General features: G+C 41.2%; 12 protein-coding genes. 3 read left to right on the top strand and 9 right to left on the bottom strand.

The features are described 5' to 3' along the window. Positions 1-190 precede the first annotated feature (190 nt). From BLU33_RS15700 to BLU33_RS15730, 7 genes are all read right to left on the bottom strand, one after another. Positions 191-1,537, bottom strand: a complete 1,347-nt coding sequence (locus BLU33_RS15700; RefSeq protein ID WP_157682173.1) for an alpha-L-fucosidase — start codon at positions 1,535-1,537, stop codon at positions 191-193. A gap of 4 nt (positions 1,538-1,541) precedes the next feature. Beyond that, positions 1,542-3,557, bottom strand: coding sequence for an alpha-L-arabinofuranosidase C-terminal domain-containing protein (locus tag BLU33_RS15705; RefSeq protein ID WP_091374953.1), 2,016 nt, complete (start codon positions 3,555-3,557; stop codon positions 1,542-1,544). Between the two features lie 196 nt (positions 3,558-3,753). Further along, positions 3,754-4,764, bottom strand: coding sequence for a glycoside hydrolase family 43 protein (locus BLU33_RS15710; protein WP_232009309.1), 1,011 nt, complete (start codon positions 4,762-4,764; stop codon positions 3,754-3,756). Next, positions 4,761-4,991 carry a hypothetical protein gene (locus BLU33_RS15715; protein ID WP_091374956.1) on the bottom strand — a complete coding sequence of 77 codons (231 nt, stop codon included), beginning with the start codon at positions 4,989-4,991 and terminating at the stop codon, positions 4,761-4,763. Before BLU33_RS15715 ends, BLU33_RS15710 begins: the two co-directional genes overlap by 4 nt. Positions 4,992-5,034: 43 nt before the next feature. Beyond that, the gene (locus BLU33_RS15720) at positions 5,035-6,486 is read right to left on the bottom strand and encodes a RagB/SusD family nutrient uptake outer membrane protein (protein WP_091374959.1); all 1,452 of its coding nucleotides are present in this window, start codon (positions 6,484-6,486) and stop codon (positions 5,035-5,037) included. Between the two features lie 14 nt (positions 6,487-6,500). Next, positions 6,501-9,608 carry a SusC/RagA family TonB-linked outer membrane protein gene (locus BLU33_RS15725; protein ID WP_091374962.1) on the bottom strand — a complete coding sequence of 1,036 codons (3,108 nt, stop codon included), beginning with the start codon at positions 9,606-9,608 and terminating at the stop codon, positions 6,501-6,503. A 208-nt stretch (positions 9,609-9,816) separates the two neighbouring features. Beyond that, positions 9,817-13,995 (bottom strand): response regulator, encoded by a 4,179-nt coding sequence (locus tag BLU33_RS15730; RefSeq protein WP_157682174.1) that lies wholly within the window; start codon positions 13,993-13,995, stop codon positions 9,817-9,819. Between the two features lie 785 nt (positions 13,996-14,780). Between BLU33_RS15730 and BLU33_RS15735 the strand changes: the two genes are divergently transcribed. The 3 genes from BLU33_RS15735 to BLU33_RS15745 all read left to right on the top strand — a co-directional run bounded on the left by BLU33_RS15735 (position 14,781) and on the right by BLU33_RS15745 (position 18,472). Next, positions 14,781-15,683, top strand: a complete 903-nt coding sequence (locus tag BLU33_RS15735) for a glycoside hydrolase family 16 protein (RefSeq protein ID WP_091374968.1) — start codon at positions 14,781-14,783, stop codon at positions 15,681-15,683. A 51-nt stretch (positions 15,684-15,734) separates the two neighbouring features. Beyond that, entirely contained in the window at positions 15,735-17,150 is a 1,416-nt protein-coding gene (locus BLU33_RS15740) for an alpha-L-fucosidase (protein ID WP_091374971.1), read from the top strand. 107 nt (positions 17,151-17,257) lie between these two features. Further along, positions 17,258-18,472, top strand: a complete 1,215-nt coding sequence (locus BLU33_RS15745) for a glycoside hydrolase family 27 protein (RefSeq protein ID WP_091374974.1) — start codon at positions 17,258-17,260, stop codon at positions 18,470-18,472. A gap of 66 nt (positions 18,473-18,538) precedes the next feature. On the opposite strand, the gene BLU33_RS15750 is transcribed toward BLU33_RS15745, so the two are convergent. Both BLU33_RS15750 and BLU33_RS15755 read right to left on the bottom strand, forming a co-directional pair. After that, the gene (locus BLU33_RS15750; RefSeq protein WP_157682175.1) at positions 18,539-20,194 is read right to left on the bottom strand and encodes an alpha/beta hydrolase family protein; all 1,656 of its coding nucleotides are present in this window, start codon (positions 20,192-20,194) and stop codon (positions 18,539-18,541) included. Between the two features lie 64 nt (positions 20,195-20,258). Next, positions 20,259-21,941: a glycoside hydrolase family 43 protein gene (locus tag BLU33_RS15755; protein WP_232009310.1), complete on the bottom strand. Its 1,683-nt coding sequence runs from the start codon at positions 21,939-21,941 to the stop codon at positions 20,259-20,261. Positions 21,942-21,960: the final 19 nt, after the last annotated feature.

A 21,960-nucleotide genomic window follows, 5' to 3' on the forward strand; every position in this document is an offset into this window, starting at 1 on the left:
TAATTAAGCTTAAATAGCTATAAAATAAGCGAATAGCATAGAAATATACCTTAGAAATAGTTCCGAAATGATTCGTTACTTGTTGACTGATTGTTGAGTTACAATCAGAAGCTCTGACGGATTACTGACAGTGTAGGAAGCCTGTTTGACATTGTCTTTTTAAAAGAGCTCGGCATATCACTTGAAAACATCAATCTGCGCACGTCAAAACAATAGTGGTGACCGCAGGATCAAGTTCTTTACTATCAATCGAGATATCGATACCATTTTTATCCTGGCTAAATTTTAAATTTTGGCCCTTTAATATTCGACATGATCGTATTTGCCGGTCATATTTTGGTAAGTGTAATTCCGTTGTAACCTTACTTGAATTAATCAGGTGGATATAAATCTTATTATCCTTGTGTGTACTGCCATATAAGCTATCTACAGGTTCAAACGGACCCGCACGTGTGCCATAAATGCTTTTACCATTTTTATCTAACCATTTGCCTACATTAGTTAGTATGGCCACATGAGCCGGCGGTATAATTCCATCTGGATCGGGGCCTACATTTAGCAGCATATTGCCTCCCCTGTCAACAACATTTACCAGCATTTGCAATATGCTTTTCACGGACATTAAATTCTGCGCTTTTGTAAATCCCCAGCCCGTGCCATTCAGGCTTAAACATTTTTCCCATGGAAAGTCTAAAATTGGTCCTTTAACCTCCGCACCGCCTTCATTTACCTGAAAGTCACCAAACATCCCGGAACGTGGATTGATAACGATATCAGGTTGATACTTTCTAACCATGGCGTTTAGCTTCAGCGGCTCCCAAAACCATGCTGCATCAGCGTCAGTTCCTTTATGCGCCAGCCAGCCACCATCATACCATAAAATATCTATTTTACCGTAATTTTTCATCAATTCCTCTACCTGGCCATAGGCTTGCTGCTTCATCAATGCTGCATTTTCCGGCAGACCTTTCGGATCAAAATAACCAGGGAAGCGCCAGTCCATAGGGGAGTAATAAATACCTACACCCAGTCCTGCTTTCCTGCAGGCTGCAGTATATTGCGCGATAAAATCAGTATGAGCTGCCGTTTCCATGCTATTAAAATGATGATAGCTGGAAGGACTGTTCCACATGGCAAATCCATCGTGATGTTTGGCAACCATTACCATATACTTCATGCCGGCTGCTTTTGCTATGGCTGCCCAACGATCTGCATTAAAAGAACGCGGTTTAAACTGATCTGCCAACTTTGCATATTCCTCAGGAGATATCTTTTTATTGAACATTGTCCATTCGCCGGATGCGGGGATAGCGTATAAGCCCCAGTGAATAAACATACCGAACTTCGCATTTTGCCACCATTGCATTTTTTCAGGAGGCAAGTTCAGCCCCGGTTGGCTTACCCCATTAATACCGCCTTTAAATGCTGAATTACTTTTCTCCATCGATTTCAACTCTTCCTTACCCATTTGCTGGGCCTGGGTATGAAGTGAAATTGATAGAGATATAAAAATTGCTATAATTAGTTTGAATCTCACGGGCTTAATTTGAAACATGATGCTGGTTGGATTTAGCTGAAAAACGTATTACTGTTAGAGAATAGGCTGGCGAAAGAAAACTGTCCAGGTCTGTTAGTTTAACGCGGGTGCTTATTGGTATGACAACCGCAGGATGATCGATAGAATTTTGGTCATTAGGGTTTCCCGTTAAAATTTTTGAAACAATCAGATCACCTGTTACATTCAATAATGAAAGATTGACCTTTGCAACAGCTGCCGTTGGACCGGCGTTTACGATTTTCAAGATAACATCTCCAGTTTTACTGTCCCTTACACATGATGATGCAAGCGTGGAATCTTTAGCCGACTGATCGCGTTCAAAGGAGATGATATTGGGTATATAAGTGTCGCCCTCGTTCACTGAAAATAATTGCTGCACATAATAATTAGCAGTGCGAACAAGCGTATCGTTATTAAAATAGATAAGATTAGGGTTCCACGAAGTATGGTTTAGGTTAGCCAGTAAGGGCGCATAGGACGCCATTTTTACAACATCGCCGTTTCGTTCCAGGCTTGTCATAAACGCTGCTTCGGATAAGGCATTTATCAGTTTAGTCCCCTGCGAAGCATATTCGCCAATATAAACATGCGATCTGGCCCGGCTGTAATTGTCATAACGGTTGTTATTATCGAGAAACCACCGTGGTGTTTCATAGAAATGCTCATCGACAACAGGAACAGCAAGTCTGTTTGCAAAATCCCAGCCAAGGTTATAATCTTCTCCATTGGGTGAAGGGCCAACCGTTCCGACTATAGTAATTTCAGGATGTTTTGCCCGCAGCTCGTCATAGATCATTTTGAATCGACTTCTGAACGCATCCGTTTGTTTGTCCTCATTTCCAATACCGATATACTGCAGGTGAAAAGGTTTCGGATGGCCCGCTGCGGCGCGTTTAGCCCCCCAGGTTGATGTTACCGGACCATTGGCATATTCAATGAGGTCCAGAATATCTTGTATATAACTTTTCATCTCGGTAAACGGTAGCGCTTTCTGACCGGTGCTCCCGATTACCCAGGTTCCACCAGAGTTCTGACAACTAACCCCTGCTGCAATTACCGGTAATGGTTTTGCACCTATATCTTCACAAAATCTAAAATATTCATAGAACCCCAGTCCCACGCTTTGGTGGTAGGACCATATATTACGTTGTTGTATCCGGTTTTCTACCGGTCCAATCGTATTTTTCCAACGATAGATATTATTGACACCGTCGCCATGAACCAGGCACCCTCCCGGAAAGCGGACAAATTTGGGTTTAAGATCTGCGATCGTCTGTGCGAGGTCAGCCCGAAGACCGTTAGCTTCATTTTTAAAGGTCTCCTGCGGGAAAAGAGAAATTTCGTCAAGGGCCAATTTCGATTTTTGCCTGGCGACCAATGTAAGTACTGCTGAATCTGTGCTCCGCTTTACTGACATGCTGCTAGTATACTTCCGCCATCCCCTGCCGCTGGTATTAAATTTAAAAACGCTGTAAACTTCACCTTTTCTTCCGCATAATTTAACTTCAACCGGAATAGCTTTGGATGATATTTGATTTATATATGCAGAAAAATTATAACGCTCTCCTTTTTTTAACCTTATCCCATCATAACCCAGATTCGTGATGCCTACCCCATTCTGTCCAGGATCATCTATATTTAAAACTACATAATGTGGGTTATTGGCGTTAATAGGCTGGCTTGTTTCAACTGAAATAGTTCCGTAACCAAAACCTTCAGTTGTATATTCCCAGTTGGTTAATGAGTTCCATCCTTTCCGGTCGCTCGCACTGTATTCAAATGAACGATTTTGAATCAATTCGGCATAAAGTCCGCCATCGGCAGCATAGCTGAGATCTTCAAAAAAAACGCCGAAAAGGTCAGCGCTGATACGCTTGGCAGGATGCGAAAAAGGTGCTACCGGTGTCGCCGGGAGAATAGATGCTTGTGAATGGGCAAATTCAGGAAAAAGAAGAAATAAGATAATATTCCCTTTTATTATACTTTTAAAACTTATCATTTAACAATTTTATTATGCTGCATATCTACATCGGATCAGGATATTAAATTTATCAATATTGACGGATCTTATTGCAATAAAGTCTTTTATTCCTTTTTTCACTTCGATGACATGTGATCTCTGCATTGCCTGGATTATTGAATATCTTTTTTGTTAATTAAGATAAGGTTTAGGCTTATATATTTCGATATCGGCATTAGTTATAAATTTCGATCTCACCCTTCACAAAACGGATGGGTAACCATAGATACCTGGACTGTTCAAGGTCTAACTTATTCCAGATATCTCCCATAAAAATAAAGGAGCCCGGTTTGTTTGCCACCGGTAATACGAAACCTCCCTGCGAATAGAAAGATGAATCTGCATTGGGCCCTTTACAAGGATTACCGTGTTCTTCCCATGGCCCCATTATGTGATCTGCAACTGCATAAGCAGCAGCGTTAGGTGACCATCCTGAACATCCGGATGTAATCAGATAATATTTTCCGCTGTATTTAAATATAGCGGGACTTTCCCTCTTTTTATTGATCAATATCCTGGAATAGTGTTTGGTGGGTTTAAGATAATCGTTGCTAAGCAGGCATATCTGCATCGTGTTATTATCTTCTGAAGAATAAATCAAATAGGCCTTTCCGTCATCATCCTTAAATAAGTTCATATCCCTCAGCATTTGATTATTGGGCTTAACGCTTCCTATATATTGATAAGGCCCCCATGGCTTATCACTAACGGCTACACCTCCTCTTGAATATTTATAGTCATTCTTATCGATGTGCATCCACATTACAAATTTCTTCGTCTCTTTATTATAGATCACCTTTGGGCGTTCAATTACCCTGCTTGTGTCAATATCGTAACCAGGATTATTTGTTGTGGGTTTAAGTGCTACTCCCCTGTTTTTCCAATGGACAAGATCAGTGGATGAATAGCAGGAAATACCGCCTGCCGGAACCCTATAATCTTCCCAGTGCTGATCTGGTACCAGCCAGGTGTTTCCCTTTTTTATTTCACCAAAAAAATAATAAACACCTTTATAGTAAAGAACACCCCCTCCATGAGCATTTACCGGCTTTCCATCCTCATCTAAGATGGTTTTGCCGGCTGTTGCTGTATCTGCGAGGCATTTAAACGATTTTGAATAAGATGACTGATAGCAACTAAGTGTTAACGCGAAGATCAATAAGTATTTCATATATGTGTATTTCATTTTTTAAATAGTGCAACAATGCTGGTGGTTGATGCATTGGGTGCCAATTGAACCCTCCTGATATTTATTATGTTAAAGAACGTCGGGTTCGGTGGTCCGGAGAAGTAAATAGGATTAGTCTCGTCTGTCACTTTGGTAGTAACAGGCAATTGCCCTGATGCCAGGTATGGAAATACCAGCATCAGGGAAACAACCGCCGTTTTAACGAATCTTGCTCGTTGAATCATTATAAAATTATTTTGACAAGATTTAAGGCTCAGGTTTTGCAGATTACAAGTTTGGATCTAATTGCACATCAGCTGCAGGGATTGGCAAATAATACTGAGGTGTACCTATTACTGCATTCTCGGATTTATCCCTTGCCGCAATAATCTGGGGCAATATCTGGAGACGGGTGATGTCGAACCATCGTGTATATTCACCAGCGAATTCCCAGGACCGCTCATTGATAACCGCATTAATAAAATCTGCGCTTGATAATCCACTCAATGCTGCCAAACCGGCCCTGGAACGAACCGCATTAATACTGGCGTAAGCCTGCGCATTAACTGCGCCACTTCTGGCCTGTGCCTCTGCATAAATTAACAGTACATGGGCATAACGAATCAAAGGTACGGTTGCACTGCCCGCATTATTAGTGCGATCCTCAACTGCCGCACGGAATTTTTGAAAATAAGGGTGCTTTACATCGTCATTTTGCCAAGGTTCGGTAGTTCCATTTGCCAGTGTGATCACCGTATGGAATGTAACATCTTTCCTGATACCAGCAGGGAAATTATTAAAAAATGCGATTTCTGAAAAATAATCATCCCATCCATTTTCTTCACCCGGCGTTGGAGAGTTTCCGAATAGTACATTACCATTAAACCAGTTACATGTACCGCAATTATGGATTGCAAATACCTCTTCGGAGGTTGCCACTCCTTCTTTGGTCTGTAGCCAAAGTGTAGGCAGGTCAGCCACCAGGTCAAAACCATATGCAGTTTTATTGTTAATTACGTCCAGCGCCTGAGTAGCTGCCAGTGCATATTTACTGTTATCATTAATTGGCCATCCACCTTCTGTTAAATAAACATCCGCCAGCAACGCTGATGCGGAACCTTTTGATGCCCGTCCGTCGTCCAGTTTCTTATCGCCCATCAATTTTATTGCGTTGCCCAGATCACTTTCAATTAATTTATAGACATCGGCCGGTTGCGACACAGTTGTTTTAAGCACATCCGCTGAATAAACTGCAGAAGTGATAAGTGGAATCGGGCCCCATAGCCTAACCAGCCAATAGTAATTAAACGCACGTAAAAAATAAGCCTCCCCAAGAATCTGGTTAATGGTTGCCGCATCTCCCGAGGTTGATGTATAATTGCTAATAATATTATTAGCACCTTGTATTGATTTATAACACCCGTTCCAAATAGTGGGCATCCTATCATTAAGATTTGATACGTGATATTGGTCGAATTCCCTTAAGTCAGCTTTGTTACTTGCAGGATGCGTAGTTAAGTCGTCTGATCCCATCAGCACCGCAACTACTGCAGCGTTATTAAAACCTGTAACATAACTAACTGAAAGCGGCTTATAAGCTCCAACTAATGCAGCGTTTAAGCCTGCAACCGTTTGTAACGCCACATCGCCTACTACCTGACCCGCTGGATTTTCCACCAACGCTTTTTTGCAGCCCACCACCGACAGGCTTGCTAAAATAAAAATGAGAATCTTTTTCATATATTTTTTATTTATTAAAATTTCGCAGTTACTCCAATGTTAAATGTCTTGGAGTTTGGGTAGGATCCCAAATCAATGCTTTGTGCAACATCAGTGCCTGACGTTGCATTGGTTGCTTCCGGATCTATACCTTTATATTTAGTAATAGTGAATAAATTGGTAGCTCCTATAAATACTTTCACATCAACCTTTTTAGTGAGCTCAGTTGGCAGGTGATACGAAAAGTTAATATTTTTCAACCTTACGAAACTGCCATTTTCCAAAAAGCGGGTTGATTCAAAATAATCAATGTTCGTTGAGCTGAAAGCGGGTATATTGGAAGTTTCGTTTACACCCGGAATATATCGATTCAACACATCAGCATTAGTTGCTTGTTTAGCATCAGCATTCGGTGTTACAGAACTCGCATAAGCATAATCAAGCTTGTCGAAGCCTAATAATGACTGAACAAATACATTCAGCGAGAAATTACCATACGTAAAGGTATTGTTCCATCCCAGTGATTTGGTTGGGGTTCCATTCCCTATGATCTGGAAATCGCTGCCATTTATCGCGCCATCACCATTCAGATCCTGGTAATGTGAATCCCCTGGTTTTTCACCGTATTTAGCCGCCTCTGCAGCCTCACTCGGTTTCCATGTGCCTAAATATTTTAAGCCCCAGTAAGATCCCAGCGCGTAGCCTGGCTTAATAATAAATTCAGATTGTGTAGAAAGGCCTGCGCCGGCATTCCCTGTAATAGTATTAGTGAAAATACTTGATAGGTTTCCAATATTCTCCACCCTGTTCTTCATGAAGGAGATATTAAATGAACTTGCCCAGGTAAATTTTCCGGAATGAATAGGAATGCCACCGATATTAAATTCAATACCGCTATTTTTCATCTTGCCGACATTGCTAATGATATTGCCCCCGCCGTCAAACGCAGGCAACGGCAGAGATAGTAATAGGTCCCTGGTGTTTTTTACATAGCCATCTGCTGTAAAATTCAACCGGTTGTTAAACAATGCAACATCCAGGCCTAAATCTTCGGCTTGTGTAGTTTCCCATTTTAAAGCAGGATTGGCTGCGTTTCCCAGCACTATACCAGAAGTTACGGAATTATTATTTAAGCTGGCCGCTCCATCAAAAGCGTCCGTAAGATAGGTTGCCAATGTAGCATACGGATTAATTGCCTGGCTGCCTGTTAAACCCCAGCTACCGCGCAGCTTTAACTGATCAAATATGCCAAGTTTTTTTATAAACGGTTCTTCGGATAATCTCCAGCCTAAAGCTACTGATGGAAAAGTACTTTCCTGGTTCTCCGGGGCAAACTTTGATGAACCGTCACGTCTTAAAGAAACCGTTAACAAATATTTGTCCTTGTAGGCATAATTGATCCTGCCTAAAAGAGAGATTAGTGCAGATTCAGAATAAGATGAACCGGCAGATTGAGTAGTGGATAAAGCGAGGTTATTATATCCAAGGTTCGAATAGGTCAAGTCATTGGCATTGGCATTGAACATAGTAGTGGTATACTTTTCCTGTTCAAATACTGCAGTAACAGTCAGGCTGTGTACACCATTAAAAATGTGCGAATAATTTAAGGTATTTGTATTTTGCAAATTGATCATTTCTTCCGATGTGCGGCTTGCACTGGGAATGTTATTGGTTATCTCAGGCCCCGCATAATATTCTCCCTGGATATTGGAATAATCAACACCAAAAGTCACATCCAAAGAAAGGTCCTTAAAGAAATGATAATTACCTCCGGCGTTTAAGGTCATATTGGTGGTGTTCAACAGATTTGTCGCGTCAACGGCATTGGCGACCGGGTTACCATAAATAGAACTGGTTGGATCAACCCTGGTATAGTTGCCAGTGCTATCTCTAAGCGGTGTTGTGGGTGCCCATGATAGTGCCTGGTTCGCCGGGCTGCCAATCCCTTCCTGGGTGTTATTTAGTGCTTCCCTGCGGACTGCTGAGATGTTCACCCGTGTAGAAAGTTTATCTGAAAATTGCGAATTGATATTAGACCTGATCGCATATCGTTTGTAGTTTGAGTTAATGATGATGCCGTCTTGGTTCAGGTAGTCAGCAGAAATAAAATAAGAAGTCACAGCATTACCCCCAGACATGCTTAGCTTATACTCTTGCGCAGGTGCATTACGGTACACCAGGTCCTGCCAGTTAGTACCGCCATTGGTTGCGAATGCACTTATCTGTTCCGGCGTGAAAGTCGGCGATAGACCTGTTGCCGCATCGCGCTCGTTTACTGTAGTAGCAAAAACTGAGGCGCTCATCAGGTCCATTTTTTTCAATACCTGAGAGGAAGAAAAAATAGAGGTTAAATCAATCTCCGGTTTTTTTGAATTTCCTTTTTTAGTTGTGATCAAAACAACACCATTTGCTCCCCTGCTACCGTATATAGCGGTACTTGAAGCATCCTTAAGCACTTCGATCGAGGCAATGTCATCGGGATTTAAGTTATTAAAGTCCGCTCCTATAAATCCGTCAATCACATATAAGGGATTATTGTCGCCCAAAATGGAATTGGCACCTCTTATTCTGATCGAAACGTCACCACCTGGCGCACCGGAATTATTAACAACTTCTACGCCGGCTACCCTACCCTGCAGCGCCTGATCTATCCTGGTTACCGGTTCGTCCTTGAAATCTTTGGGCGATAAACTTGATAGCGATCCGGTGACATCAGACTTCCTCTGCGTGCCGTAGCCTACTACAACTACTTCATTCAGGTCCCGTGTATCGGGAGTTAAAGAAACATTAACTGTTTTTCCAGCTGTTACTGTAATCTCCTTGCTAAGATATCCTACGTAAGAAAAAAGCAAAGTTGCTTTATCGGCACCAACAGTAATAGAGAAATGGCCATCCTTATCGGTAACAACGCCGGCTGTTGTTCCTTTCACTGCCACCGTTACACCTGGCAAGCTTTCGCCTTTTTCATCTTTTACAACACCGCTAACTTTAGCCGACTGAGCATAGGTTATTAAAGGTGCAAATGTCGACAGTACAAAAAACAAGAACAAAAAATGTCGAAACAAAGATGTTCGTTTTAATTTTTTAATTGGTTTAAACTTAATGGGTTGTCGTCCATTAGCAAGTAGTAAGGTTTTACTCATAATTGGTAATTGTTTAAATTAATTAATAGGTTATTAGCAAATACGGAATCATTCTCCACCGCATTATTTAATAATTGGTTGATGCAAATAAATGTATAAATAGAGGGTATTGATGCGCTGTTATTGATATTAAATACGCTCAAACAGCTATAAAACAAGCTAAATAGCATTAGAATACGCCATTTAGGAATAGTGCCGAAATAATTCGTTATTTCTTGACTGATTGAATAAACTGGGAGGGCGTTTTTCCAAATTCTTTTCGAAAAGCTTTTTGAAAATAGGACAAACTCAAAATGCCAATTCTTTCTACGAGTTCGTTTTGGGTAACATCCTCGTGGGTCATAATGTATGCTGCTTTCTTTAAACGGATAGTTCTGATAAACTCGTTAATTGATTGCCCGGAGATGCTTTTGATTTTCTTATATAATTTTGACCTGCTCGTGAACATTTCGTTGCAGATATAATCCACATCCAGTTCGGGTTTATGGATATTTTCTTCAATTACTCTAATTAATTTTTCCAAAAACTGCTTATCCTGATTAGAATGAACCAACTCTGTAGCATCTGCGTAAAAATCCTCCGTATATCTTTGTTTTAGTTTACGCTTTTGTTCAAATAAGTTACCGATGGTGAGTAACAACAGGTCTATACTAACCGGTTTTGCAATGTAATAATCAGCGCCTGACTCAAGTCCCTCAAGCATAGCATCCAGAGCGCTCTTAGCAGATAGGAACAGAAATGGTATATGGCTTGTCTCGAAAGAAGATTTTATTAGACGACACATTTCCACCCCATTCATTACCGGCATCATCACATCACTTATAATAAGGTCAGGAATATGATTGACAGCAATATCGTAGCCTTCCTTTCCATTGATGGCTTCGTAAACAAAATATTTTTTCTGCAATACTTCCTTTAAGAAAGATCTTAGCTCACCATTGTCCTCAACAAGTAAAATATGCTGCTTCTGCGTATTACAATTGTTCTCATCCGCCAAGCCATTTGCATTGTTGACCGCATTTAAATCAACCGAATTATCTAACTCTTCGAGCATGACTGAGGAAATACCGCGCTCATGGCGTGCTTTCTCTTCAGGAGAATAATTTTGAGGGCCCTGCGGTAACGCAATAATTATTTCTGTTCCCTGGTTTCTGTCACTGTAGACATAAATATCGCCGCGATGCAGTAAAGTAAGGCTTTTTACCAAAGCTAGTCCAATCCCTGATCCGATATGATTGTTACTGATCCTGTAATAGCGGTCAAATATTTGGCCAATAGAATCCTTAGAAATTCCAATTCCGGTATCAGCAATTCTAAAAAAAGTATAATTTTCCGCCCGCGAATTGTTTATCAGCTTGAACTCAGAGGAATATAATGGCTTATAATCATCAAAATCATTAAATGATTCCAGAATTACGCTTCCACCCGGGGGAGAATATTTAAAAGCATTGTTTAACAGGTTAAATAAAATCTTTTCTACAATCTGTGTATCTAAATAAGCTGTCGCTTTTGCATCACCGATTTTCAAGGAAAAGTCCATTTGATTGTTTTCTGCTAATGGTTTAAATTCCTCATAAAGCTTTTCTGTGAACTCGGAAAGTTTAACTTCAGCCACTTGAAGCGGGATAACATTATCAGCAACTTTGCGAAAGTTCATTAATTCATTTATCAAATTAATAAGTCTTTTTGCATTACGCCGCATGATCTGGAAAGTATGCTGATAAACGGTATTCGCATTTTCCATCAGTAAATTCTCAAGCGGCCCTAATATTAATGTTAGCGGGGTACGGAATTCATGTGATATATTGGTAAAAAATTGCAATTGCTGCTGATAAAGCTCTTCCCGCTGAATATGCATTTCCTCCCTTTTCTTTTCTTCGACGTCGCGAACAGCCAGTTCCTTCTTTAGCCGGAACCACCTGGCCTGATAAACATAAATACCGATCAATACGGAAAGAATTAATATAGAATAGATCACCTTCGCCAGAGGAGACTTCCACCATGGGGCAGTGATTTCTATCTGAAGGACGGCGCTGTCACTGCTCCAGATTCCATCATTATTGGATGCCTGAAGAACTAATCTGTAATCACTATAGTCCAGGTTCGTATAAGCTGCCGTAGGATTCTTACCACTGGTATATTTCCAGCCCTTGTCAAAGCCTTCGAGTTTATATCGATACTGGCATTTTTCCGCGTTTGCATAATGCATCCCAGAAAAAGATAGCATAAAATTATTTTGTAAATAGTTCAACACCAGGTGATGGCTATAGGGAATAGCCTTCGGAAGCGTGTTTTCTAAATCATGGCCCTGATCAATCCGGACATTCTTATTATTTATAATTAGATCGGTAAATATGGGGTGGGCAGGCAATCTATTGGGTTTGATACTGTCTGGGAAAAAATAGTTAGCCCCATTTACGCCGCCAAAATATAGCCGCCCATCGCTGCCCTTATACGATGCTCCAACTTTTAAACTATTGCTTTGTAATCCATCGTTCTTGTCATATCTTGTCAATTGATTTGTTTTAGGATCAAACCGCTCCAATCCGTTTCCTCCCATCCATACATTTCCCCTATCATCAAGTTCCATTGCTTCCACATCATTAAAAACTCCATATTTACTGTCGTAGATGTTGACGTTATAATTGTCATTTTTGTCAAGCGTCAGATAATTCAACCCACCGCCTATAGTCCCCACCCAAAAAGTGTTGTCATTCTTCTTTTGAACAGGGAAAATATAGTTGGAACTTAATGAGTTTGACTTGTCATTAACCTGATAGAGAAATCTTTTAATAACCTCGCCGGATTCAGAAATGACCAGGCGCTGTAGCCCATTGATAGTGGAAACCATAATTTCAGGCTTTTTTTTATCGGCCCAGATCTGGTAGCCCGAGCCTGTCCCCCTATAACTAACCTTGAAATTTCCATTTTTATCAGGTATGATATTACCATATCCGTTATAATAGCTGCCAAACCATATATGGCCATAACAGTCCCTGGCTATGCTGGTTATAGCAAGCGGAAATTTATCATTACCAGGTGGTGTATATATGCCGTTTCGCTGCTTGTTAATAATGTCAATTCCTTTATCATTACCAACCCATAAATTCCCTGCTCTATCCAGTTCCAGGGCGTCCACTTCATTACTTTTCAGCCTGACGCCTTTTGTTTCTGTATTAAAATGAACAAACTCCTTTGTTTTATAATTGTACTCATTCAAACCGTTGGTATTTGTCCCAAGCCATACAATTTGCGGCGACTCTTCTAATATTGACCGGATGTGATTGCCTGACAAGGTATTTGACATTTCAGGATTACGCTGAAAAGTGTAAAACTGCTTTGCGTTTAAGTCACAAAAATCAAGACCACCTCCGAAAGTGCATATCCACAAACAATCTGACCTGTCTATAAATAATTTTTCCAGAAAATTGGTATTGAGGCTATGTGTAAAACTCTGCGAAGTAATGGATTGCTTCAATTTAAAATCCTGGCCCAGTAGGAATAATCCGTTATCTGTGCAGACCCAGTAGTCAAGGTTTTTATCTTGTACTACATCATGAATGGCTGAGCATCCGGCTATAAAACAACGCTGTTGCGTATGTAAAGTATAACCGGCTGTTTTTTCGCCCGATGACATATTTTCCCTTGTGAGTAAAACAGTCGTACCTTCTACCGTTATTAGCTGTCCCTTCCGGTTTCTAAAGACCTTCAGCAGGTTATGAGGAACTTTCGCGCTATCAATAATTAAATGACTGAATATGTGATTTTGATCAAGTTTCCATAATCCATTATTGCTTGATAACCAGATATCGTTATTATCATCGGCCATTATATCTGTAAAGCTGACCCCGGTAGGATAAATTAAGGGAATGTCTTCCAATACGGCGCCATTAACTTTAAATAACCTGAATTTATCTTCTGCCAGCGTTGCCAACAGACCCCCTTTTAATGCGATCAGGCGGGAGTAGCTTTTTTTTCCAGTATTATGTTCTGGATTATCGACGTTAGTATATTTTTCTGATTGCGGATCAAAAAACTGTATGCCATCTTCCGATCCCAGCCAAATCCGGTCATTTTCATCAAGGCACATGCTACGGATCCTGTTCTTAAAAGAATAGTTTTTGGGTATGTTCGTATTATAGAACCGCTTGATTTCGTAGCCATCGTAACGATCTAAACCATATAAAGTCGCGATCCATATAAACCCCAGCTTATCTTGCTTTACTTCCTTTACGTCAGTATGTGACAACCCTTCATCAACTGTCAGATAAGAAAATTTCAAGGAATTTTGCTGCGCGTTTACCGTTGGGCACCTGACAACAAGAAAAACAAACAGGATTGATATTATCCTGAGGAATTTTATTGGTCTTTCTTTTAGGTTCATCATAAAATCCTTTAAGAATTGGCTATCTGAGTTGAAGGTTTTCAAACCATATCAGGAACATTAACGGCCTGAATAATTGAACCAAAATAGCATAATTCCAAGCTATTCCCGTATTATGTTTTGTAGTTAATATTTACCACTCTGGTATTAATAAAGCAACATTTATTGCAGTGTTCCTCCTGCCGGTTTATAGGGATAGTGTTCATTTTGATCTCTATAAAAAAGGCACATTTATTTTATTAAGATCAATTGAAAGCTACACAAAGTAATAAACACAGGTTATCCGGTGTTTTAAAGATTAACGGTTATAATGGTATTATTTTAGGTCAATGAGGGCAAGCTAATATTTTTTCTCACCCTTAAATATAAATGTTATAAAAACACTAATTAACTATTACTAATTCAGATAAAACGCCTTAGTTCTATTAACGTCCGCTTCAAACCAGTTTTATGGAGCCTATTAACATTTCCGCAACAAATAAAATAAATATAACTTATATTGTCATATTAACAATTATCTTTTTATTAAGCGATATTAGCATAAAAGAAAGGATTCAACGCTTATTGATTACATAACCAGCATAGTAAATTGTACAAAGAAGCAGATAGTTTATAGACTTACCAACATTGCGCTAACATTACAGCTAAAATGATTTTAATCGATTTGAACGCATTTTAAACCTATTACAGCGCATAACTCAACGCATCTTTTCAGTTATTTGCGATGCCAATTATTGTCAAGCCTTCATGTTAGTGATAATAGTTTACCGTAATGCACAAACCTAAAAATGAATAAACTCAAATTAGTCTTTACTATAATATTATTGGTAACAGCAGTTTTCGGTCAGGCCGGCAATTCGGGGCTAAAAAGGGGGAACAGCACCCGAACCCTGATAACAGAAAAAGACACCCTGATTGATCCTCAAAGTAACGGTTACAAATTAGTATGGGCGGATGAATTCAATAAAAACGGGCCTGTGGATACCTCTGTTTGGCGTTTTGAAAAAGGATTTGTCCGTAACAAAGAATATCAATGGTATCAATCAGAGAATGTAAGATGTGAAAACGGTTATTTAATTATTGAAGCTAAAAAGACACATTTTCCTAATCCCACGTATAACAAAGCAGATACGAACTGGAAAAGGCAAAGGGAATTTGTCGATTTCACTTCAGGTTCCATTAATACCGCAGGAAAGAAAAGTTGGAAATACGGACGTTTTGTAATGCGCGCGCGGATAAATACAGCTATGGGGCTATGGCCGGCCTTTTGGACCTTAGGGAACCAGGGACAATGGCCAGCCAATGGAGAAATAGATATTATGGAATTTTACCGGCATTACCTGTTAGCAAATATTGCTGTTGAAGCTGAACCGCATAAAGCCTTATGGTACTCCAACAGGAAAGATATATCAACGTTTAAAGACAAGAACTGGTCTAAAAAATTTCATGTCTGGCGAATGGATTGGGATAAAGACGGGATAGCGTTATATGTAGACGACATATTAATGAACCAGGTATATATGAAAGACTTGTATAACAGGGATAAATCAGAAACGTACCCGTTCCAACAACCTCAATATATACTCTTAGATCTGGCCATTGGAGGCATGCAGGGTGGTGATCCTGCTAAAACAAGCTTTCCGGCCCGGTTCGAGGTAGATTATGTTAGAGTTTATCAAAAAAGTGAATAAGAATCATTGCTAATGCAATATTTAAAGTAAGTCATCCATCAACATTAATACATGAAAATTAAGCTATCGCTCCCTAATCTCATACTCACTCTTTTTCTGACGACCGTTGCAATCACTGGAAAAAGCCAGTCCATTGTATTAGCTAAACCATCTACCGACCAACTGGCTTTTCAAAATATGGAGATGGGTGTTTTTATACACTTCAGCATCGACACTTATGCGGCACCCGGATCAATCCAGGGAAGTACGCCGGCCTTCGCATTTAACCCTACCCATTTGAACGCCGACCAATGGGTGCTTGCCGCAAAAGCTATGGGTGCGAAATATGTAGTCCTTACCGCGCGACATGAACAAGGCTTTTGTTTATGGCCTACCACAACAACTGATTATAGCGTAAAATCAAGCCCTTATAAAAATGGACATGGCGACATTGTCAAGGAGTTCGTAACCGCCTGCAGAAAGTATGGCCTGAAAGTAGGCCTGTACACGCCGCCCTGGATCGACTCGCATTGGGAATCGATTCATACCGGTTATAAAGGTGGTGAAACTGCCAATATTGATAAATTAAACGATCCTGAAGTATACAAGTTGGCTTTAAAAAAGGAGAAAGAACAGATTAAAGAACTGATGACCAATTACGGGCCATTGGTTTTTATTTGGGACGATCATTTTGGCCGCTCCGATGTGTTGGACTCAATTCCACATGGCGGCAAGTTCAGAGAGTTCTATAAGACGGTAACCAGTTATGCCCACAGTTTACAGCCACATTGTTTGTTATTGGGACGGGATGTGGAACATGTTGGCAATGAAAACGGGCATGCGGGTTATCCCTTGTGGAACGCCCTGAATACAATAGATGGCACTATATACACCGTAAGCCAAACCTATAAATGGGATCACACAAATACGGGTGATCCGTTGGGCAAGTTATATCGTCCGCAAATTGCACCCACAACCAATGCATTCAGTACCGGGGGGTGGATGTGGCATGGCCCGCGTAAACCCCAGCCTCTTGAAATACGGATGAAGGCTTATTATGAAACTGTAGGACGTGGATCCAGTATAATTATCAATTTAACGCCCGACCGTTCCGGACTAATTCCGGCAGATCTTGTCACCGCAGCTAAGGAAACCGGGGATGAGATCAAACGACGGTTCAGTCACCCGGTTGCCAGCTCGATGTCTAAAGCATCTGTACAAACAATTAATTTTGTTAGTTCAAAAACTTTCAATCATGTCATTACTATGGAAGACTTGCATAACGGCCAGAAAATTTCAAATTATGTCATCGAAGCAAAAATAAATGGCCAATGGAATCAAATTGTTAAGGGTGAAACCATTGGGCATAAGCGAATAGACCAATTTCCGGCAGTAACAGCTACCGCCTTACGTTTCAAAGCTACCGGTGTCGTGTCAAAGCCTGCAGTTATGCGGAGTATCGCTATATTTAACGTATCCGGTATTTAAATGCAAAAAGCCGGGCCTCAAAAACTGAACACCAGTTTAAGAGTGTCATTTAATATTCAATAAATTTATGGTAACTTTTCGGATCAGATTACCCCGAAAATCGAAATATGAAAACAATATTATTACTGTTACTAACTATTGGTTTTTTTTCTCCTTTTACAACCGCTGCAGGGCAAAATCCGGATATGATAAAGAACGGACTTGCATTAACACCACCAATGGGCTGGAGCAGTTGGAACACATTTAAAAAAAATCCGACCGAGGCTGTAATTAAGCAAACTGCCGATGCTATGGTGGCCACTGGGTTAAAAGATGCCGGGTATTTATATGTAAATGTAGATGATTTTTGGAGCACTGGCAGAGATGCAAATGGCAAGATCATTGTTGATAATGCAAAGTTCCCCGGTGGAATGAAAGCTTTGGCAGATTACATCCATAGTAAAGGATTAAAAGCAGGTATTTATACGAACATAGGTTCAAAGGCTAATTACCCTACGCTTGCTAGCGGGGGGTATTACCAGCAGGATATGGATACGTTTGCCGAATGGGGCTATGATTATGTTAAGGTAGATGTGAATTTTGCGCCAATGCGTACAGCAGTAGCCTATAAAAAAGAATTTACAGCCGTTGCTAAAGCTATATTAAACACTGGCAGGCCAATGATATTTAGTATATGTAACCAGGGAGGTAGAGATTATCAAAACTGGGCTCCTTATATAGGGAATAGCTGGCGGGTTGGCCCTGATATAGATCATACGCCAAAAGAAAAAAGTCAATGGGATGGCGTAATTTATGAATTGAATTTATCTGCTGCATACCCGGAAATAGCCGGGCCCGGCCATTGGAATGACGCTGATATGATGTTAATTGGTGTTGGAAGTGATAATGGAAGATTGGCCGTAATGAATCCTGAAGAAATGAGAAGCCATTTTTCCATGTGGTGCATGATCGCATCACCATTAATGCTGGGAAATGATTTGCGGTCTGTATCTAAGGAGGTGCTTTCCATATTAACAAATAAGGAGGCAATTGCTATTAGCCAAGATAGCTTAGGTATACAGGGTACTTTGGCCTATGAACAAGCTCCGGGGTTACAGGTATGGACTAAGAAATTAAAATCTGTATCAGGTAAAAAATATGCTGTTGCTTTATTTAATAAATCAGAAAATCCGGCCAGAATTACATTGGATTTTAACAGGCTGAAATTAAATGGCCGTCATAAAATCAGGGATGTTTGGTCGCACAAAAACTTAGGATATTTTTCAAACAATTATGCATGTGATGTGCCTTCTCACGGAGTAAAGCTATTGCTGATAGAATAAGTATTTGCAAAAAGCAATCAGGAAGTATCGTACCCGTGCGGCCATTAGTGAAAACTTTCGCTACACTTACCGATAAATGTTGAAAGTTTGCTCCACAGGGGCGGCCGACTGAAACAATTCGTCAGTCACACGTCCCCATTGGTAAGCAACCACTGTCACTTTTACCGGATATTTACTTTCAACAGGAACCGGGGTAATGATAAGGTGATTATTTTCAACATATGCAGGTCCTGCTACAACATAATACGAGACTGGTAAGCCACTGTTTGACACAGCCTGTAAAGACACGGAGGTCGTCGTTTTTTTCAGGTCCGGTATTTTGGCAAACTTGATTTCCTGCGGTTTTCCGGCAGTTAATTTTGCAGGAATACGGATCATGCCGGGTTGTACAGCATGGCGGTATTCACTATCCTCAACCTGCGTTTCCTGTATCCATAATTCGCCGCCCATTCCGGCACGGTCAAATTGCAACCTAAATGAATTAGGACCTGTTTGAATAGCGGGACCGGTAATTACCCGGAATGTAATAGCACCTGATGAATGCCCCAACGTTTCTCCGGCTCCGATAAGCTCAGGAGGTAATTGCGGCAAAAACCCGCCCTGAAGATGAAATGATACCCCATCTGCATCGGGTTCAAACTTCAATACCGCGTAACCTAATTTAGCTACCGGCACCAATTGCCCATCCTGTATAAATGTGGGCATTTGTTTTTTTCTTTTAATGCGGTCTCCCTCAAAATCAACAGCAGCTGTGGCTGTTTCCTTATCAAAAAACCAGTAGCCTTCATTTACCGGGCCTTTAAACAGCGCGTATGGAGCAAGGGCATATTTATATTTATCCTTATCCATCCCGCCATTGCCTGTTAACCAGCCGGAAGTTTTGGTAATCGGTTTTAGTGTGCTTTGCCCCTGATCCGGTAAACGGTATCGACAGGCTTTACGGATATATAAAGCGACAAATTGTGTCAGATGCGGAGACCAGTCGAAATGTCCGCCACCGGGGTCTGTTACTACCCCGACCAGGTTATCAGGGTTTTGTGATCGTAGCGCCAGTGCAGCTTTGTGTACTATGGGCCAATAAAAATCACGGTCGCCCGGCTTTGTTGCGGGATCTGGCACCCGGTACTGCGGCCATTCGGTAGTTTCCCCCACAATATAACAAAAAGGAATATTGCTAAACCTGAGTGAATCGGGCGGCGGAATGGTTTTGATGGGAATGACCGCGATTGTACGATCAGGAAAGGCATTAGCGAACGTCCAGGCAAACTGCCCGTTCGCCGAATGCCCCATAGCAATTACCGGGGCTTTTTTTAACTCTGCATAGCCGGATTCATCGGCCAGTTCATCCATCATCTGCTGAAATATAATTTCCATGCCCGGCTTCATATCGGCAGTGAATGATTTATCGCCATTATTTGCCGGACCTATCCAGATGATCGCCAAGCCTATATCGGCAGCTGTATGCCTTATCAGCGAATCTTCCAGCCATTGGCGCTCAAGCAGGTTTGAAAGTGAAACCAGCGCTCCTTTAACTTTACTACAATGGGGAGGTATCCACAGATAAACATTCCGCCCTCCGGCTTTTACCATGTATTGATAAACATGATCCGCAGGTTGATAAAACGGATATGGATTTGTTGACGTCCGGGCCTGGCCCATTACAAATGTGCTCAGCCCTATCAGTAAGCTAACTATAAAAATTAAGGTAAGGTGCTTTTTCATTCCTCGCTTTTTTCTTTTATTAAAAGTTAGTTGTATAACAATTTCGGTTTGTCTGGCTACCTCATTAATCATGGTTGATATTTTGCACCCTGAACCAGTCAAAATCTGCATAGCCACCGATACGGACATCCGGGCTGCTTACACAAAACATGCCTACTTTGGCACCGATCCATTTATCAGGCTGCGCATAAAACTCGCTGCCTATGGGCTTAAAGCTCTTGCCGTCCTCACTGTAGCTGAAATGACAGACTGCGCCGGGCCCTTTTACGGCTACACGCAAATAGACCTCTGCACCGTTAATTCTTTTTTCTTCCACCACATCTTCGGTAGTTCCATCGGCCGCTTTTTTGCATATCACCTGGCTAACCTTATAGCCTTTATCGTCCTTTGATATGGATAGGTAAGCATAGTCGTTACCCATCATGAGTAAACCTGCCTTTTTACTTTGCCATACTTCCCATTCTATTTTTAAATTAACCTTTGTAGTTGCCGTAAAATCGGGGGCAGGTAACTTTTGAAGCAACAGGTTTGGCACGTTCCATAAATTAGGACTGTCTTTCTCGTATGGAAATGCAAACAGCCTCAAATGCCCACTGGCCGGTATCTCCGCGGCCCATTGCACTTTTGGGTTAGCTTGCCACTGCCATTGCAGGCCTGGCTGGCTATCATTAAATTCATCACTCTCTGCAGGGGTATTTATAGAATAAGTTTTACCTACATCCGGTTTTTTGTAAACAGCTACGGGTTCGCCTTTACCATCACCATCCGGATCATTGCCAATAACGGGCCAGTTATTCACCCATTTCATGGGCTCTAAATGCACCACACGGCCATAAGGGCCTTTATCCTGAAAGTGCAGAAACCATGATTCACCGGTTTGCGTTTCAACCCATGCGCCCTGGTGCGGCCCGTTGATATTTGTTTTGCCCTGATCCATCACCACCCTGGCTTCATACGGGCCATATATTTCCTTTGAACGCAGGGCCAGCTGCCAACCGGCACTAACACCACCCGCCGGAGAAAAAATATAATAATAGCCATTGCGCTTATACAATTTAGGGCCTTCAATGGTAGGGTTAGCATCGTGCCCATCGTAAACATTTCTGCCTTCATCTGTAACCTTTGTGCCCTCGATGTTCATAGTAAAAAGTGTGATCAGGCTGTTTACGAATGCGCGGCTGGCAGCCCAGGCTACTGCCAGGTAAGCCTTCCCATTATCATCCCAAAATGGTGCGGGATCGATAATACCTTTACCGGGCAATACCAATATGGGCTTTGACCACTCGCCCGCCACATCCTTTGTTTTGATCATATAGATACCATAGTCCGGGTCGGGATAATAAATATAAAACTCGTTATTATGATACCGGATGCAAGGTGCCCAAACTCCTTTACCATGCTGAGGAATATCATAGAGCGTAGCAGGCTCCTGCTTTTTTAAAGCATAATTAATGACCGCCCAGTTAACCAAATCCTTAGAATGCAAAACAGGCAATCCCGGCATACAATTAAAACTGGAGGATACCAGGTAATAATCGTCTCCTACCCTTATGGCATCAGGGTCGGAATAATCGGCATTCAAAACCGGATTTTTATAGGTCCCGTTGCCATTATCCGCCACCCATACATCGGACACCTTTCGCGCCTGTGCGGTGAGACCAAACGGCAATAACAGCAGGAAAAAAGCAATGACCACATACCGCCCGGTCGTTAAATAATTCATGATCATATCTCTTTTAACAGCCATCACTTTAATGTATCGGGCA

The organism is Mucilaginibacter mallensis (assembly GCF_900105165.1).
Classification (GTDB): Bacteria; Bacteroidota; Bacteroidia; order Sphingobacteriales; family Sphingobacteriaceae; genus Mucilaginibacter; species Mucilaginibacter mallensis.

Excerpts from the sequence above, each read along its gene's own strand:
- BLU33_RS15705 (WP_091374953.1), bottom strand. The coding sequence starts at position 3,557 with ATGATAAGTTTTAAAAGTATAATAAAAGGGAATATTATCTTATTTCTT.
- BLU33_RS15710 (WP_232009309.1), bottom strand. The coding sequence starts at position 4,764 with ATGAAATACACATATATGAAATACTTATTGATCTTCGCGTTAACACTT.
- BLU33_RS15715 (WP_091374956.1), bottom strand. The coding sequence starts at position 4,991 with ATGATTCAACGAGCAAGATTCGTTAAAACGGCGGTTGTTTCCCTGATG.
- BLU33_RS15720 (WP_091374959.1), bottom strand. The coding sequence starts at position 6,486 with ATGAAAAAGATTCTCATTTTTATTTTAGCAAGCCTGTCGGTGGTGGGC.
- BLU33_RS15725 (WP_091374962.1), bottom strand. The coding sequence starts at position 9,608 with ATGAGTAAAACCTTACTACTTGCTAATGGACGACAACCCATTAAGTTT.
- BLU33_RS15730 (WP_157682174.1), bottom strand. The coding sequence starts at position 13,995 with ATGATGAACCTAAAAGAAAGACCAATAAAATTCCTCAGGATAATATCA.
- BLU33_RS15735 (WP_091374968.1), top strand. The coding sequence starts at position 14,781 with ATGAATAAACTCAAATTAGTCTTTACTATAATATTATTGGTAACAGCA.
- BLU33_RS15740 (WP_091374971.1), top strand. The coding sequence starts at position 15,735 with ATGAAAATTAAGCTATCGCTCCCTAATCTCATACTCACTCTTTTTCTG.
- BLU33_RS15745 (WP_091374974.1), top strand. The coding sequence starts at position 17,258 with ATGAAAACAATATTATTACTGTTACTAACTATTGGTTTTTTTTCTCCT.
- BLU33_RS15750 (WP_157682175.1), bottom strand. The coding sequence starts at position 20,194 with ATGAAAAAGCACCTTACCTTAATTTTTATAGTTAGCTTACTGATAGGG.
- BLU33_RS15755 (WP_232009310.1), bottom strand. The coding sequence starts at position 21,941 with ATGGCTGTTAAAAGAGATATGATCATGAATTATTTAACGACCGGGCGG.